Source organism: Deefgea sp. CFH1-16 (genome assembly GCF_016881365.1).
Taxonomy (GTDB): domain Bacteria; phylum Pseudomonadota; class Gammaproteobacteria; order Burkholderiales; family Chitinibacteraceae; genus Deefgea.
Genome location: NZ_WLYT01000001.1, coordinates 931,072 through 947,610, shown reverse-complemented (window position 1 = coordinate 947,610; position 16,539 = coordinate 931,072). Strand labels below are relative to the sequence as shown.

At 49.0% G+C, this 16,539-nt stretch carries 13 protein-coding genes and 4 pseudogenes; 2 read left to right on the top strand and 15 right to left on the bottom strand.

Features of this window, described 5'->3' with window-relative positions:
• Nucleotides 1-44: 44 nt before the first annotated feature.
• Nucleotides 45-424, top strand: a pseudogene (locus GKO28_RS19295) (transposase domain-containing protein); the annotation flags it as partial.
• Between the two features lie 113 nt (nucleotides 425-537).
• Here the strand turns inward: GKO28_RS19295 and acs are convergent.
• The 6 genes and pseudogenes from acs to GKO28_RS05020 all read right to left on the bottom strand — a co-directional run bounded on the left by acs (nucleotide 538) and on the right by GKO28_RS05020 (nucleotide 7,311).
• Nucleotides 538-2,510: pseudogene (acs, locus tag GKO28_RS05045) on the bottom strand (acetate--CoA ligase).
• Between the two features lie 196 nt (nucleotides 2,511-2,706).
• Nucleotides 2,707-3,312 (bottom strand): 3'-5' exonuclease, encoded by a 606-nt coding sequence (locus GKO28_RS05040; RefSeq protein ID WP_182075561.1) that lies wholly within the window; start codon nucleotides 3,310-3,312, stop codon nucleotides 2,707-2,709.
• Nucleotides 3,309-3,635 (bottom strand): putative nucleotidyltransferase substrate binding domain-containing protein, encoded by a 327-nt coding sequence (locus tag GKO28_RS05035; protein ID WP_307839079.1) that lies wholly within the window; start codon nucleotides 3,633-3,635, stop codon nucleotides 3,309-3,311. The genes GKO28_RS05040 and GKO28_RS05035 overlap by 4 nt, the downstream gene beginning before the upstream one ends.
• 109 nt (nucleotides 3,636-3,744) lie before the next feature.
• Nucleotides 3,745-5,112, bottom strand: a complete 1,368-nt coding sequence (locus GKO28_RS05030) for a DUF294 nucleotidyltransferase-like domain-containing protein (RefSeq protein WP_182075559.1) — start codon at nucleotides 5,110-5,112, stop codon at nucleotides 3,745-3,747.
• A gap of 67 nt (nucleotides 5,113-5,179) precedes the next feature.
• On the bottom strand, nucleotides 5,180-6,964 hold the full coding sequence (locus tag GKO28_RS05025; protein WP_182077399.1) for a cation acetate symporter: 1,785 nt from the start codon (nucleotides 6,962-6,964) through the stop codon (nucleotides 5,180-5,182).
• 38 nt (nucleotides 6,965-7,002) lie between these two features.
• Nucleotides 7,003-7,311 carry a DUF485 domain-containing protein gene (locus GKO28_RS05020; RefSeq protein ID WP_182075558.1) on the bottom strand — a complete coding sequence of 103 codons (309 nt, stop codon included), beginning with the start codon at nucleotides 7,309-7,311 and terminating at the stop codon, nucleotides 7,003-7,005.
• A 228-nt stretch (nucleotides 7,312-7,539) separates the two neighbouring features.
• On the opposite strand from GKO28_RS05020, the gene GKO28_RS05015 reads away from it, so the two are divergent.
• A complete protein-coding gene (locus tag GKO28_RS05015; protein ID WP_182075557.1) occupies nucleotides 7,540-8,442 on the top strand; it encodes a LysR family transcriptional regulator in 903 nt (300 codons plus the stop codon).
• A 161-nt stretch (nucleotides 8,443-8,603) separates the two neighbouring features.
• On the opposite strand, the gene rpmG is transcribed toward GKO28_RS05015, so the two are convergent.
• The 9 genes and pseudogenes from rpmG to GKO28_RS04965 form a co-directional block, all read right to left on the bottom strand.
• The gene (gene rpmG / locus GKO28_RS05010; RefSeq protein ID WP_027469283.1) at nucleotides 8,604-8,759 is read right to left on the bottom strand and encodes a 50S ribosomal protein L33; all 156 of its coding nucleotides are present in this window, start codon (nucleotides 8,757-8,759) and stop codon (nucleotides 8,604-8,606) included.
• 17 nt (nucleotides 8,760-8,776) lie between these two features.
• On the bottom strand, nucleotides 8,777-9,010 hold the full coding sequence (rpmB, locus tag GKO28_RS05005) for a 50S ribosomal protein L28 (RefSeq protein ID WP_173532261.1): 234 nt from the start codon (nucleotides 9,008-9,010) through the stop codon (nucleotides 8,777-8,779).
• A gap of 151 nt (nucleotides 9,011-9,161) precedes the next feature.
• Nucleotides 9,162-11,562 (bottom strand): annotated as a pseudogene (locus GKO28_RS04995) (DNA translocase FtsK).
• Nucleotides 11,563-11,667: 105 nt separating this feature from the next.
• A complete protein-coding gene (locus GKO28_RS04990) occupies nucleotides 11,668-12,408 on the bottom strand; it encodes a 1-acyl-sn-glycerol-3-phosphate acyltransferase (RefSeq protein WP_182075555.1) in 741 nt (246 codons plus the stop codon).
• Between the two features lie 166 nt (nucleotides 12,409-12,574).
• The gene (locus GKO28_RS04985) at nucleotides 12,575-13,318 is read right to left on the bottom strand and encodes a flagellar motor protein (protein ID WP_182075554.1); all 744 of its coding nucleotides are present in this window, start codon (nucleotides 13,316-13,318) and stop codon (nucleotides 12,575-12,577) included.
• Nucleotides 13,318-14,059 (bottom strand): annotated as a pseudogene (locus GKO28_RS04980) (RNA polymerase sigma factor FliA). The gene GKO28_RS04985 and the pseudogene GKO28_RS04980 overlap by 1 nt, the downstream one beginning before the upstream one ends.
• Before the next feature lie 38 nt (nucleotides 14,060-14,097).
• Nucleotides 14,098-14,703 carry an ABC-type transport auxiliary lipoprotein family protein gene (locus GKO28_RS04975; protein WP_182075553.1) on the bottom strand — a complete coding sequence of 202 codons (606 nt, stop codon included), beginning with the start codon at nucleotides 14,701-14,703 and terminating at the stop codon, nucleotides 14,098-14,100.
• Complete coding sequence (locus GKO28_RS04970) at nucleotides 14,700-15,746, bottom strand: MlaD family protein (protein ID WP_182075552.1); 1,047 nt, start codon at nucleotides 15,744-15,746, stop codon at nucleotides 14,700-14,702. The genes GKO28_RS04975 and GKO28_RS04970 overlap by 4 nt, the downstream gene beginning before the upstream one ends.
• Before the next feature lie 3 nt (nucleotides 15,747-15,749).
• On the bottom strand, nucleotides 15,750-16,538 hold the full coding sequence (locus GKO28_RS04965; protein ID WP_182075551.1) for an ABC transporter ATP-binding protein: 789 nt from the start codon (nucleotides 16,536-16,538) through the stop codon (nucleotides 15,750-15,752).
• Between the last annotated feature and the right edge of the window lies 1 nt (nucleotide 16,539).

Here is a 16,539-nt window from a genome sequence, read left to right as displayed (position 1 = left end):
ACGCGCGTAAAATCTGTATGCACTTCAAGCGCAGGCTAAAGATAACCGACAGCAAAGTTGCACCCAGTAGCGCATTAGCCAAAGCGATTATTTATAGCCAACGGTGTTGGGTGGCGTTTGAACGCCACGCCCAAAGTGGCATCGGACTGATGGACAATAACCCAGTCCAAAACAGTATTCGGCCGATTGCGATTGGCAAAAAAACGGGTTATTTGCGGGGAGTGAACGGGCCGGACAAAGCGCCGCCGCGATCCAAACGCTGCTGGGCACAGCCAAACTCAACGAACTCGATCCAATGGCCTGGCTCACCGATACCCTAGGAAAGCTTCCTACTTGGCCAAACAGCCGCATCGACGAATTACTGCCGCTAAGAGCTAGTAGGAAAATAAGCGTCAAGGCGGTGGAGCGGCTGAGCGCTGATTGATGAGCGTTTAAAAATCGGGAAGTTAATGTGAGTGCTATCTTTGGCCGCGCAAAAAAATACCCCGCCACAAGGACGGGGTATGAAGACTCTCGTAAAACTGAGAACGCTGGCGATTAAATCGCGCTTTGGCGTAGTTGTTCCAAAATCGCTGGGTTTTCTAGGGTTGAAGTATCCGCTGTGATTTCTTGGCCTTTGGCGATGTCACGCAACAGACGACGCATGATTTTGCCTGAGCGGGTTTTCGGTAGATTGTCGCCGAAACGAATTTCGTCCGGTTGGGCGATCTTACCGATTTCATGCGCGACCCATTCACGTAGTTCTTTGGCGATGCGTTTGGCGTCGTCGCCTTCTGGGCGTTGACCTTTGAGCACCACATAAGCCACCACAGCTTCGCCTTTAATATCGTGTGGTTTACCCACTACGGCAGCTTCAGCAACCAATGGATTGGCGGCGAGAGCCGATTCAATTTCCATGGTGCCAAGGCGGTGACCAGAAACGTTCAGCACGTCGTCAATGCGGCCCATGATCCAGATGTAGCCGTTTTCGTCGTAATGCGCTGAGTCGCCAGCGAGATACAATTTACCGTTGTAGTCTTCTGGGAAATAGGTTTTGGCAAAGCGCTCAGAGTCGCCCCAGATATTACGCACCATCGATGGCCACGGCTTGCTAATGACCAAGAAGCCACCTTTGCCTGCCGTGACTGGCGCGCCAGATTCATCGACGATATCGGCCATAATGCCTGGAATTGGCAAGGTGCAAGAGCCCGGTTTGATCGCAACTGCGCCTGGCAACGGTGCAATCATATTGCAACCGGTTTCGGTTTGCCACCAAGTATCAACGATAGGGCAACGGCCACCGCCGATTACTTCGTAGTACCACATCCATGCATCTGGATTGATCGGCTCACCCACCGTGCCCAATAGGCGCAATGATGAAAGAGATCATATTGTTTTGGCAAATCGCCACCGAGTTTGATCAATGAACGAATCGCAGTCGGTGCGGTGTAGAACGTGGTGACTTCGTGTTTTTCAATCATTTGCCAGAAGCGTGATGCATCTGGATAGGTAGGCACGCCTTCAAACACCACTTGTGTTGCGCCAATGCCCAGTGGGCCGTAGGCGATATAGCTGTGACCCGTAATCCAGCCCACGTCGGCAGTGCACCAATAAACGTCGGTTTCTTTGTAATCGAATACCCATTTCATCGTCACTTGCGTGCCGAGCAGGTAACCCGCTGATGAGTGTTGTACGCCTTTTGGTTTACCCGTTGAACCTGAAGTGTAAAGAATAAATAGTGGGTGCTCAGATTCAACCCATTCTGGTTCGCACACGTCGGCTTGGTCTTGCACCAATTTGTGCCACCAAACATTACGCTCAGCATTCCAGTGTTCTGGTTTGTTGCTGGTGCGTTGGAAAACAATGACTTTTTCGACTGAATCGCAGCCACCTAAGCCCAAGGCTTCGTCGACCATTGATTTAAGTGGCGTTGGTTTGCCGCCACGGATTGATTCATTGGCCGTAATCACCAGTTTGGCTGCGGCATCTTGGATGCGATCACGCAAGGCGCCGGCGGAGAAGCCACCGAATACCACCGAGTGAATCGCGCCGATACGAGCGCAAGCTTGCATGGCAATCACAGCTTCAACGGTGTGTGGCATATAGATGACAACGCGGTCACCTTTGACCACACCAAGGCTTTTCAGGCCATTGGCAAATTGGCAAACGCGGTGATACAGCTCACGGTAAGTTACGCGAGTTACTGAGCCATCGTCGGCTTCAAAAATAATCGCGACTTTATTGGCTTTGCTTTCTAAATGGCGATCCAGACAGTTGTACGACACATTAATCAAGCCATCTTCAAACCATTTAAAAAACGGTGGATTGTCTTGATTCAAAATTTGAGTAAAGGGTTTTTTCCAGCTCAGTAGATTGCGGCCTAAATCAGCCCAAAAGCCTTCGTAGTCGGCTGTGGCTTTTTCACACAGCGCGTTGTAGCCTTCCATGCCTGAGACGGTCGCATTGGTGCGAAATTCATCAGAGGGTTGGAATAAACGGTTTTCTTTTAATACTGAATCGATACCACTCATGAGTGAACCCCTTAGGAAAGAAACTGAGTTGGAAATAATCTGAGATCAAATTTATGGGATTACAGTGCTGAAAGCTAATTGTCTTTTTTGATGCGGTAAATCAGTCAGGCTGATGTGCTGGGCAATGAGTTGAATTACTTGGTTTTTTCGCCCTTAATCCCGAGGACAGATTGAGACCAAGAGCGCGTAATGTGAGTCAATCGGTGTTGGCTTTGAGTTTTAAGAAAATCAGCGCGGCAATCACGGCATCGTTGAGCGGGTTGTGGCGAGGTAGCGTGGGAATATCTAACTCGGTGAGTATTGTCTCTAAGCTCAAATCCACATCAGGCCGATAAGCACTGACTTTTTTGTCGTAATACAAGCCCGATACTTCAATGCCTTGATTGGGTAGCGTAATGCCCAACCATGGCTTGAGCTGTCGATTAATCACCGCTAAATCAAACTCAAGGTAATACCCCACAATGGGCCGGCTGCCGATGAAATGCAGTAATTGGCTCAGCGCTTCGTGAAGTGTTAAACCTTGGGCGACGTCTTGCTGGCGTAGGCCATGAATCGGAATCGTTTTGGGATCAATCGCGCCGCTGGGCTTAACGAGCCACTGCTGGCTGCTGGATCTTAAAATGCAATTGCCGCGAATAATCACCGCAGCAATGGAGAGGATTTCGGCCTGCTTTGGATTGAGGCTGGTGGTTTCGCAATCAATACTGACCCATTCATTATGCGGTGGTTTGGCAAATAAAAACTCAAACTGTGGATCGCGTAAACGTCGCTTGGCCTGCCAGTATTTGAATGTTTGGATCATAGCGTATTCAATTTAAATTGATGGGCAATGGTCTGTTTAAAGCGCTTCACTACGGTGAGCGTATCTTTGAGTAAGTCGCGCTCGAGTGTTGTGAGCTGGGCCAGTTCAATGCCGTAGTCGAGTAATTTGCCTTGCTGTGCTTTGATTAAGCCATATTTCAATTGCAAACTTTGCAGGTAGGCCAGTGACTCTCGAATGTCGCTAGCTAACGTTGGCGAGAGGATTTCTTTTTGTTTGAGTATTTCAATTCTTCGGTAGGTATTACGCTCTGAGAGCTTCGCCTTCAAGGCTAAGCTGCGTATACCATGCACTAAAGTAAAGATGCCGCCCTTTTTTTAAATCGAGTAAGCCCCCCTTGCTACGCAATTGGGAGAAAAACCCAGCGGCGTATCAAACTGTTCGATTGGCAAAGCAAAGTGCGCCAGTAGGCTGTCATTTTTCAACCAGGCTTTGATAAAAGTAATCGCGCAATCGGGCAAACAGCGCTTTATTGCCATACACCGGATAGGCATCGAGCCAAATTGCCAGATGCAGCATGTTTTCACGATGCGTTTGTACCTGCCATTCATCGAGTAAAATTTTAAATTCACTTTCACTACGCCGCCAATACGGATTGTTGACCATGATTTGCCCAGGGCAGGGCGGGTAACCAAAGCGAATCAGCGCGTGATTAAATGCTGCGCAGATGGCGGCTAAATCGGGGTGGCTAAAGCCATCGGCAATAATCAAGGCATTGTCTTGATCGTTGGCCAAAATTTGTTCGCCGCGTCCTTCTGAGCCCAAGCACAGCAAACAGACATTGGCGCTGATCTCTGCTGGCGCGAGGAGTTGCCAAGTTTTGGCGAGTAATTTGCGGTGTAGCTCACGCATCGTATCGGCAATCAGCGTGACTTTAACGCCTTGACGCTGTTGCTGCCGTATCAATTGATCGACGTGCGACCACGCTTGTGCCAATTCATCAATCGACACCGCGCGCTCAATTTGACTTTGAATTAAGTGTGAATGTTGCGTGAGAAAAGCCAGCAAATCGACTTGCTCTAAAATCCCAAGTGCCCCATCTGCGCGGCGCACAATCACTCGGCTAATGGTGTGCTTAGTCATTAACAGCATGGCGGCATGGATCGGTTCGTCATCGGCCACGCTATGCAAACGATAATGGGCATAATTGGCGATCGCGGTGCTGCGTGCTGGCAATTCGCTGATCACGAAGTCGCGTAAATCTCGTTGAGTAAAGATGCCAATGTGTTCGGCATTTTTAATCAGCACCGCAGTGCAGTGCTCACTTTGCATGCGATGGGCGGCATCAAGGATGCTGGCATCGGCGCTCAGCCATTTCACTGGCTGAATATAGGCGGCCGTAACGGGGGCCAGTAGCAAAGCTTGTAATTCATTTTCTTCGGGGGCTTGATGCGCCAAGGACGTCATCCGTACGGCAATATCTTGATAAAAATAGGCGCCAAACTGTGGGTTGCTACGGATGAGCTCTAAAATTAATTCGCGTGGAATGCTAAAGACAATGCTGTCGTCAATCGCCACCCATTGCTGTTGGGCGGTTTCATTGAGCAGCGCTTTACTGTTAATGGTTTCTAGCTCGCTGTAGACGGTTAATACCTCGCTGTTTTCTTCTTCAGCAATCAGTCCTTTATTTAAAATCAGCAGTGCATGATGGGGGGCGCCAGCCGCAATAACGGTGTGGCCACTGGCAAAGTATTGAATATCGAGCGCATTTTCAAAGCGTTCGCGTTCACTGGGCTTTAGGCTGCGATAAGGGAGAGCAGAAAACTCAAATAGCGTCGACATAATGTACCTTGCATCAAAAACGCCCTACATCGCGAAGCGTGTAGGGCGTGTTGCGATGTATCTACTCTTAATGCTTATCAGTTGCGCCTTCTGCGCCAATACCTGTCATAGAGCGGATAAATTGTGGCATGAATTTAGCTTTTTCTTCTGCCGCTTGCTTGCTGGTATCGAGTACTGAAACCAACCAAATCACAATGAAGGCCAGCGTCATTGAGAAGATTGTTGGGTTTTTGTACGGGAACCATTCGCTGCCTTTTTCGTGACCGAGTACTTCAACCCAAACCGATGGGCCAAGGATAATCAGTGCCAGAGCGCTGATTAAGCCAACAAAACCACCCACCACTGCGCCACGGGTTGTCAGACCTTTCCAGAACATTGACAAGAACAGCACTGGGAAGTTAGCCGATGCCGCAATCGAGAACGCTAGACCGACCATGAACGCGATGTTTTGCTTTTCAAAGGCAATCCCCAAGAACATCGCCAATACGCCAAGGCCGATGGTGGTGATTTTTGAAACGCGAATCTCATCGGCTTCGTTGGCTTTGCCTTTTTTGATGACCGAGGCGTAAATATCATGCGAAACCGCTGATGCGCCCGACAAGGTCAAACCGGCAACGACAGCAAGAATGGTTGCAAATGCGACGGCCGAGATAAAGCCTAGGAAGTAATCACCACCGACTGCGTCAGACAAGTGAATCGCCGCCATATTCGAGCCGCCAATCAAGGCGCCAGAGACTTCTTTAAATTTCATCCCTGCTTCGCCCGACAACAGCACAATCGCACCAAAGCCAATGATGAAGGTCAAAATATAGAAGTAACCGATAAAGCCAGTCGCATAAAATACTGATTTACGGGCTTCTTTGGCGTTCGATACGGTAAAGAAACGCATCAAGATGTGTGGCAAACCTGCAGTACCAAACATCAAGGCCATACCCAGAGAAATCGCATCGATAGGATTCGATACCAAGCCACCGGGTGCCATGATATTGGCTTTAGCAGCAGCAACCGCCGCTTTTGAAGCCGCAGCAGCACTAGCAACCGCCGCAGAGGCGTTCGGTGCATTGCTAGCAACCGCCGCCGCCGCTGCTTCTGCCGCCACGTTGGCCTTGAGTGCCAAGGCTTCAGCGCCAGCATGTTTTACCGCAACAGCTTGTTGGAATAGCGTTTCAAAGCTAAAGCCAACGTGTTTCATTACCATAAAGGCCATAAATGATGCGCCTGACAGCAACAAGATGGCTTTAATGATTTGCACCCAAGTGGTGGCTAACATGCCGCCGAAGGTGACATACATAATCATCAAAATACCGACCAAGATGACGGCATAGGTGTAATCCAAGCCAAACAACACTTGAATCAATTTACCTGCGCCAACCATTTGCGCGATCAAATACAGCGCCACCACGACTAAAGTGCCGGTTGCCGCAAAAATACGCACTGGTGTTTGGGATAAGCGATACGAAGCCACGTCAGCAAAGGTGTATTTACCCAAGTTACGCAAGCGTTCGGCAATCAGGAAGGTGATCAAAGGCCAGCCGACCAAAAAGCCAATGGAATAAATCAAACCATCGTAACCAACACCGAACACCATCGCGGAAATACCGAGGAACGATGCGGCCGACATATAGTCACCCGCAATCGCCAAACCATTTTGAAAGCCGCTAATTCCACCGCCCGCAGCAGCGTAGAAGTCTTTGGCTGATTTGGTACGGCGTGCTGCCCAGTAGGTAATACCTAGAGTAAAGGCAACGAAAATCAAGAACATCACAATTGCAGGGAGATTGAGGTCGTGACGTTTTTCGACTGCGCCGTCAATACTGCCAGCAGCCCAAGCCGGTAGACTGCTAGCGAGCATCAAGCTAGCGAGAGACAGGCGTTGCAAAGTAGATTTGATCATTTTTTCGCGTCCTCAACGACTTCACGGGTCAATTGGTCGAATTCTGTATTGGCTCGACGTACATAAATACCGGTAATCACAAACGCCGATAAAATAATTAACACGCCAATTGGAATACCAATCGTGGTGACGCCACCAGAAAGTGACTGCCCTAGCGTAGCCGGTGAAAAAGCCACTACCAGAATAAAGCCGTAATAAATCGCCAGCATCACAAAAGAGAGTAGCCAAGAGAGGCTGGATTTTTTCCGCACCAATTCTTGAAATTTGGGGTTCTGCTGAATGCGTTCAATCGTATGATCTTGCATGCGTTGCCTCCTCGGATAAATCAATCGTCAAACCCAGATGGGTGTTGTGCCGCTAATTTATGTGAGAGTGGCTAACTTAAGCTAATTGCATTTTTTGATGCTCTAAATCAGTTCGACTTATGTTGCATTGCGTACACCTTACGAAGGTGTTTGTAATTACTGATTTTAAAGCTACATAACTCGTGTAATTAGTTCACAAAAAGGCAAGGAGTAGGTGATAATCGGCAGATGGAAATCTATCAACTTCGCACATTTGTTACCGTGGCGCAGCAGGGGCATCTCACGCAAGCCGCTGAATTGCTGCATTTATCCCAGCCGGCAGTGACGGCACAGATTAAGGCGTTGGAAGAAGAATTTGGCGTGGCGTTATTTGAGCGCTACCCCGGCGGCGTCCAACTGACTGAGGCGGGGAAATTAATCCTGCCCGATGCACAGCAGATCTTGGCGCAAGCCCGCAGCCTGCTCTATCGAGCTAAAGCGTTGCAAAATGAACCCAAAGGTAAAGTCAGAATTGGTACGATCGGTGTGCCAGGACGTTTAAAGCTCGGCCCATGGTTAGCGCAATTGCGAGAAAGTTATCCTTTATTGACCGTGCAGACCACGCATGGGATTTCGGTTGGGATCTTGAACGAAGTTCGCAAAAAAATGTTGGATGCTGGATTTTATTTAGGACGAAATCCGTACCAAAATGTTAACACTGTGCCATTGAGCGAAATTGGTTTTTGCGTGGCATTGCCGCCGACCATGGCGTATTTGCAAGATGCAGATTGGAAGACTTTGGGGTCGGCTTTGTGGTTGGGTCTATCGCAGTTCACTAGCTTGGCCGATATTTCGCAAGAGCTGTGGCGCAGCCAAAATATTGCCCCTAAATTAGTCGGTGAGTTTGATGAAGAGGCCACGCTGCTCGAATTGATTAAATCGGGTGTTGGCATTGCGATTTTGGCTGAGCGTACGGCGCATCGCTATGCGGCGGATGGCTCGATTGTGTTGTGGCGCAATGGTGAAGTGGCTACGCGCGCTTTATTGCAGTTTATTTATTCCAGCGATCGAGAAAAAGATCCCATGATTGATATGCTGATCAAAGCTTTGCGTACCACATGGCAGGAAGAATCGGCGTGTCTTATCCAGTAATGGGTATTAAGCTAGGGTCTAATTAGGCCTTAGCTTTGGGGTGTATACATTCTATTTTTAGCGCTAACAACCAGCGAGTTGTGAGTTGCTTGTTCCGCTGATCAAAAACAAAAACCCCGCTGAGGTAGCGGGGTTCTCGAGTATGGCGTCACTGCCCTGAATTACTTCAGTTTAGTTTCTTTGTAGATCACATGTTTACGAACAACAGGATCGAACTTCTTGATTTCCATTTTTTCTGGCATGGTACGTTTGTTCTTGGTCGTGGTGTAGAAATGACCAGTACCAGCAGAAGATTCTAGCTTGATTTTATCACGCATGATTTATAGTCCTTAGCTTACAGTTCGCCGCGCGCGCGCAGATCTGCCAAAACCACATCGATGCCGTTCTTATCGATGGTGCGCAGAGCTGCGGTCGAAACGCGCAAGCGGATAAAGCAGTTTTCGCTCTCAACCCAAAACCGGCGGGATTGCAGGTTCGGTAGGAAGCGGCGTTTAGTTCTGTTATTGGCGTGGGAAACGTTATTCCCTGTCATTGGGCCTTTGCCCGTGACTACACATACTCGTGCCATGATTCTGTCCTGACGTTCGGAACTGGAAAAGTCCACGTTTATATCACAAAGTGAAGATTCGATTCAAGTCCATTAATGAAAAAACTCCAGACTTTAGTCGCTGAAGTGACTGATTTACAACATAATGCATCGCGAAAATGCTCAGGCGACATTATTCACTGATTGGTGGCGCAAGTACAGTCCGGTTGCCATTTGTTTCCATAGAACTGACTAATCCGGCACTTTCCATTTGCTCAATCAAGCGAGCTGCGCGGTTGTAGCCAATACGCAGTTGCCGCTGTACCGATGAAATCGATGCACGGCGGCTTTTAAGTACAAAAGCCACCGCCTCATCATACAATGCGTCGCCTTCACCAGCATCTGCATTCCCGCTGCTGCCTGCGGCGGCTTCAGCATCAAAGCCACCGTTTAAAATGCCATCAATATAATTGGGTTCACCTAAAGATTTTAGGTAATCAACCACATGGTGGACTTCATCATCGGCGACAAATGCGCCGTGAATTCGGAGTGGATAGCCTGAACCGGGTGGTAAAAATAACATATCACCTTGGCCGAGCAAGGCTTCGGCCCCCATTTGATCCAAAATAGTTCGACTATCGATTTTACTTGAAACTTGAAACGCCAATCGAGTTGGAATATTGGCCTTGATTAAACCGGTAATCACGTCGACCGACGGGCGCTGGGTCGCCAAAATCAAATGTATCCCAGCAGCACGGGCTTTTTGCGCTAGGCGGGCGATGAGCTCTTCGATTTTCTTGCCTGCGACCATCATTAAATCGGCAAATTCATCAACCACGACGACGATAAACGGTAAATGTTCTAGCCGCTCAGGATCATCTGGTGTGAGACTAAACGGATTAGTGAGGTGCTTGCCGGCTTTTTCGGCGTCTTTGATCTTTTGATTGTAACCCGCTAGATTGCGCACGCCCATCGCACTGAGTAGGCGGTAACCGTTTTTCCATTTCAGCAACACACCAATTGAGCGCATTGGCAGCGAGCTTCATATCGGTCACCACTGGCGCCAGTAAATGCGGAATGCCTTCGTAGATGGATAACTCCAGCATTTTTGGGTCGATCATAATAAAGCGTACTTCGTCTGGCGTAGCTTTATAGACCAATGACAAAATCATCGCATTCACGCCGACCGATTTCCCTGAACCCGTCGTACCGGCAACCAACATATGCGGCGCTTTACCCAGATCGGTGACAATCGGTTTGCCGGTAATGTCTTTACCAAGCGCGATCGTTAATTTGCTACCCATGTCGTGATACGGCTCGCTGGATAAAATCTCAGAAAGACGAATCATTTGCCGTGTTGGATTAGGTAATTCCAAGCCCATATAGGTTTTGCCGGGAATGGTTTCCACCACACGAATCGATACCAAGCCCAGTGCCCGCGCCAAATCTTTCATTAAATTCACGATTTGTGAGCCTTTTACGCCAACAGCAGGCTCAATCTCATACCGGGTAATCACGGGGCCAGGGTAAGCGGCGACAATTTTCACCTCGACATTAAAATCGGCCAACTTGCGTTCAATTAGCCGCGAGGTAAATTCCAGCGTTTCTTTGCTAATGGTTTCTTGCGACTGCTGTGCAGGAGCAAGCAAGCCCAGTGCGGGGAGTGACTCATCGGTTTTGTTGCTGATATTGGCGCGTTTGATGGGGGCTGGCGGCAGATCATCTTCAGCAAATAACAAGGGCTGCGCGGCTTGCTTAGCCACTTCGACTTGTTGTTTTTCGAGTTCTTTCTTTTCTCGCACAATGCGCTTTTCAACTTGGCGCGCAACGGGGATATCCAGTTGTGCGGGCTCGATAATCAGCGGCTCTTTGCCCGCTTGTTTTTGTTTGGCGGCGACCACTTGTTCATTGCGAACTTTTTTGGTTTCGCGGCCGATACGCCGATCTTTTGCCGCTTGAATGGCATTGAGTACGTTGAAAAAACTGTTTTCAACCACAGTACCGATGTTTTCCATCACATTGAACCAAGACAGCCCAGTAAATAATGAAACACCAAAACCAAACAGGGTAATTAAAAATAAGGTGGCACCGCTAAAACCAAGGCTAAGCGACATCCAGCTGGCCACAGTTAAACCCAACATGCCGCCTGGCACATAAGGCAACGGGGCAGTTAGGGAATGCAGTCGTAAAGCTTCAAAAGCACTACTGGCGATCAGCATCAGGAAAAAACCGCTACACGCTAAAAAAACCACCGGACGTGATGATTCGGCGACACGATCAATGCGGCGATAGCCCCATAAAATGGCGGCCAAGCAAAACACCGTCCACCACCAAGCCGAAAAACCAAAGGTATACAGCAGCACATCCGATAACCAAGCACCAAAACTGCCACCACGATTATAAATTCGAGCTTCAGTGGCGCTATGCGACCAGCCTGGGTCGGCCTGATGGTAGCTAGAGAGCACGAGGACTAAGTAGGCGAGCAAAACGACTAAAATTAACCACCAAGATTCGCGCAGCAAATTGGCCATGCCTGGCGGTAAGGCAGCACGGGTCGAAACATTGGCGACGTTTTTCTTGCGAAATAAGGGCATATATATATCAAGGAACAAGAAGCTGAGGCGATTATAAGGGCAAGCTTGCGCTTTGAGTGCTGTAAATGAATCGCATGGTGTTGGCAATCATCACAATTGAAACATTTAAATTAAAAAACGTTTCTGCCAAGTTAGGTAATGTTGATAGCAGGTTTCACAAAAGATTTCTTTATTCTCAAAGTCAGCCGGATAAAGCGCCGGAAAAACATGGTAGTGAACGACTGGATTCGGGCTGGTAAAAATGGCGAATATTTTTTGTAATAAGCTTTCATTGGCCCGCCACTCAAAACTGATTTGTGCTTCATGATGTAAAAACACCGGCACAATCGGCGTGTTGGTGGCGAAGGCGACTGAAAACGCGCCAAACTGAAAACGCTCGGCCAATAGCCTGCCGTGACAACCGCCTTCAGGATAAATCGCGATATTATCACCGGCGTTGACAGCCTCAATCAGCTCAGCCAAAGCCGCTTGCCGTGAGGCTTTATCTTCTCGTCGTACAAATAAAGTGCCTGCCGCAGTGGCAATTTTGCCAACTAAAAACCAATCGCGAACTTCAATTTTGGCTAAGCTGCGCACCTTAAATAAGGAAGGAATGCCAACGTCTTCGAGTGCCGAAGGATGATTGGCGATCAAAATATACTGCTCAGGTAAGGGCGCGTGCTGGTGTATGCGCAGCTGCACGCCTAAGGCGCGAACAAAACAGCGACACCATGCTTGAAATAAACGCGGATAAATGGCGTGAATGAGGGCGTGTGGTAATGCGGCAAGCAGCAGCATCAGTAATGTAAATAGCAGTAAATCCAACACCGCAATGCTGCGTATCAGGACGCGAATCAGCCAAAGCATGGCATACCTTAAATCAATAACTGGATTTAACTATAGGTGATAGTAAGGTATGGTATGGTAAAAGGCGTGTTTTGATTGCTGAGGATGAGTTTGCTTGATTTATGGGTATATCTTGCTCGGTCTTTTCTACGAATAATTAGCGAGACATACCTATTGGATGTATCAATCAATGATGCAAGAAACCAGAGAGTTTATTCTCAAGTAAACGGGGATTTTCGCCATTGGCGATGGTGACCAGCCCTTCGGCAACCATTTCGCGGCGCCGTACTTCGAGCAAAATATAGTGCTTTAATTTATTGGCCACGGGTAAGAAAAACATATTGGCGGCGCCAACGCCATAAATGGTTGCCACAAAAGCCACGGCAATGCCGGCACCTAATTTGGACGGATCAGATAGATTTTCCATCACATGAATCAGGCCTAAAACGGCACCTAAAATGCCAAACGTCGGAGAATAACCGCCAGCAGCTTCCCAAATTTTAGCTGCGGCGCGAGCTTGATCTTCGTAGGCGTCAATATCGAGCTCCATTGCACGGCGTATGGTTTCCGGTTCGGCACCATCGACGACCATTTGTAAGCCACGACGCACAAAGGGATCTTTTTCGCTATTAAAAAAAGCTTCTAATGCCAGCAATCCACCACGACGAGCTTGTGTTGCCCAGTTCACTAAAGTCGCCAGTAGCTTTTTGAAATCCATTGCCGGCGGGAAAAAAATCCAGCGCAGCATTTTGATGCCAGCAATAAAGTGGCGCATTTGCGTTTGTAGCATGACCGCACCAATGGTGCCGCCCATCACAATTAAAAAGGCAGTAAATTGCAGCAATGAGCTGATATGGCCACCTTCTAGCCATTGACCGAGAACAATAGCAACAAGCCCTAAAATAACGCCAAATACGCTGATTTTATCCATTAGCCCAGCCAATCCTTTAATTTGCCGCGCAGGCGGGCAATTGCCTGGCTATGCAGCTGGCAAACGCGTGATTCTGAAACGCCGAGTACCGCGCCGATTTCTTTTAAATTGAGTTCTTCGTCGTAATACAGTGCCATCAACAGCTTTTCTCGCTCGGGTAGCAAGGCAATGCCGGCAATCAATTGATCGCGAAAATGGGCATCGGTGAGCACTTGTGCTGGGTTATTGTGCGTGTCCGCCGCATATTGATCGAGTTGATCATTATCGCCATCTTGTTCGAAATCTTCATAATGCAATAACTGATGGCCACGCGCATCGCCAAGCATGTCTTGGTATTCGGTGAGCGGCAGATTCATTTTTTGCGCAATTTCAGACTCTAGCGCAGCACGGCCTAAAACTTGCTCTAACTGCACTGTGGCGCGTTCAATTTCACGCATATTGCGCCGTGCTTGGCGTGGCAACCAATCGGCATTGCGCAATTCATCGAGCATGGCACCGCGAATGCGTTGACTGGCAAAGGTTTCAAATTGCACACCCGCATCAGGGTCAAAATTGCGCGCTGCTTCCATTAAGCCAATTAAAACCGACTTGAATTAAATCATCGACGTCCACGCTGGCCGGCAGCCGGCTCATCATGTGATAGGCGATTTTACGCACCAAAGGCGCGTGCTTTTCAACACGAAGATCTTCGCTGCTATTTTGGGTGCGACGATAAAGAGAGAGCGCGCGATGGGCTGACATGGCATTTAATTAAGTGGCGTCTTGCTTAGTGTAGCTCACTACGGTGTGTTTACGGTAAGCAGTGACGATTCTAGTTGCAATAAAATAGTGTTTAAAGCGCGATTAAAGCCAATTACAGCTTGCTCGGGGCTGGCATCAACAATGGCTTCAGTTTGTGTGAACGCAAAAATACGCGGTGTATTGTGCTCGATTTGGCTTAAAGCATAACGAATGCTCAGGGTAACTCGGGGCTGAGCAGGGTTGGTTACATCCACAAACAGCTGCTGTAATTCACCTTCTAAGCGCCAGCTTGGCAATAGGCTAGAGCCTACCGGCAAGATGGCGGTAAACAAACCGCTCGCTGCCAAGGCTTGTCGCGTCAAGTTGCTTATTTGCTGGGCTGGCGGCGCGAGAAAACCATTGTAGGGGTCGAGTACAAATCGCTGCGCGCTTTCGCGATAAATCAACGATGTGCTGCGGTAGGGCGAGAGCGCATGTAAATCTTCGACTTGCAAACTGCCTTTAAAGTGCGGCGTCGCCAAGCGGTCTGTGCTGGTTTGGCTGGTTGGCAAATTCGATAGTAAAAAATCCTTACGCGGCGGCGTGGTGCTGCTACAGCCGAATAACAAGGCACTGATACAGCAAAGAGTCAGGATAGTTTTCATGGTTTTGGCGGCGTATACACTGGCGGCGGGTTAGAGAATAGCAGCTGGCTGGGCTGTTGCTCGGCTTTGTTGAGTAATTGCTGCAGGCTCAAACTGGCGCTGCTAAGTTGTTCAATCAAGGCGTCTACATCGGCTTCGCGATTGCTGCTCAGACGATCGAGGCGTTGGCTTACCCGGTCAATCCGTTGTAGCGTGCTGGCGATTTGTGGGTCGGTAGCGATTTTCTTGGCGCTTTCGGCGGCAATGGCTAAATCGGCTGGGGCACTGAGCCAACCGGGCTGCGCCAAAATATGTTGTAAAGCTTGATTGCTTTGCCGTGCTTCAAGCAGTAAAGCTTGGGTTTCTTTGGCCATGCTGGCCATTGGCAATTGGGCAACATGATCTAAAACGGTATTCATTTTTTCGCTCATGCTCAATAAAGGCAGTGGTGCGAGTTTTTGCTCTGCGGTGAGCAGCAATTGATCGAGTCTGGCCATGGTTTGTTCGATATCGACGTGCTGCATTTTGGCGATTAAGTTTTGCGTGGCCGTGACGATTTGATTAACGGTACTGGGATTGGACGGGATATAAAGTTGTTCGGGCGTCCACGCGATGGGCAAGGGCTGGCCGGCGTTGGCCCCCATATAGTCGATTTCTAAATAACTGGTGCCAGTGACACCTTGCGGGGCGATTTTAACGCGTAAGCCCTTGGCAATTTCAGCATTGAGTGCCGCTTGCGTCGGGGCTGGCAGACCTTTTCCACTCATCATTTCGGTATTTAACCGCGACTCGATCAAGACGTATTGATAGCGCTGTGCGCTCGGTAGTGCTTGTTGGTAACGCGTATAAGTAAACGTAATCGCGCTGACTTCGCCAACGACCACGCCGCGATAGCGCACTTTGGAGCCTATATCTAAGCCTTGTACCGACTCATTAAAGTAGGTTTCGAGCATGAATTGCTGGCGAAACCATTTGCCACTGCCCAGTGCGATCATTAGTCCCGCTGCGAGGGTAATGGCAACGAGAATAAATAGGCCTAAGCGAAAATTAGATCTTTGTTCCATGGTTTAGCCTTGATGGGTTGGCTCGCTGGCGGCGCAATCGGGTGGCGCGATCACTTGGCCACGGTTAAAAAAGCGACTGACGCGTGCATCGCTCGATTGTGCCAGCGCTTGCGGTGTATCAATGGCGATAATGCCTTGTGTTGATTGATCTAACATAATGGCGCGATCGGCGATGGCATGAATGCTGGCCAATTCATGACTCACTAACACACAGGTAACGTGCTGGGTTTCGGCGATGCGGCGAATGAGCGCATCGAGTTCGGCCGAGGTGAGCGGATCTAAACCGGCAGAGGGCTCGTCTAAAAATAATATTTCCGGATCCAGTGCCATGGCTCGCGCAATCGCTGCGCGTTTTTGCATCCCGCCCGATAGTGCGGCGGGGGCATAGTCAGCAAAAGCTTCTAGCCCAACGAGGCGTAATTTAAGGCGAGCAATGATTTCAATCGCGTGCGCATCGAGTTGGCTAAAGCTTTGCAAAGGCAGCATTACATTGTCGAGTACGCTCATTGAGCCAAATAAAGCGCCGGCTTGAAACATTGCGCCAAAATGACGCAGTATTGCCTCGCGATCCGCGCCCGTAGTGCCCACCAGCTCATTACCTGCTATCCGTATACTGCCAGCTTGTGGCGAATACAGACCAATCAGGTGTTTGAGTAAGGTGGATTTACCACAACCTGAGCCGCCTAAAATCGCTACTACTTCACCGCGTTCAATGCTGAAGGTGACGTCTTTTAAAATGGTTTTGTTGCCATAACCGCAGCTTAAACCTTGCACTTCAATTAAGGCGCTCATT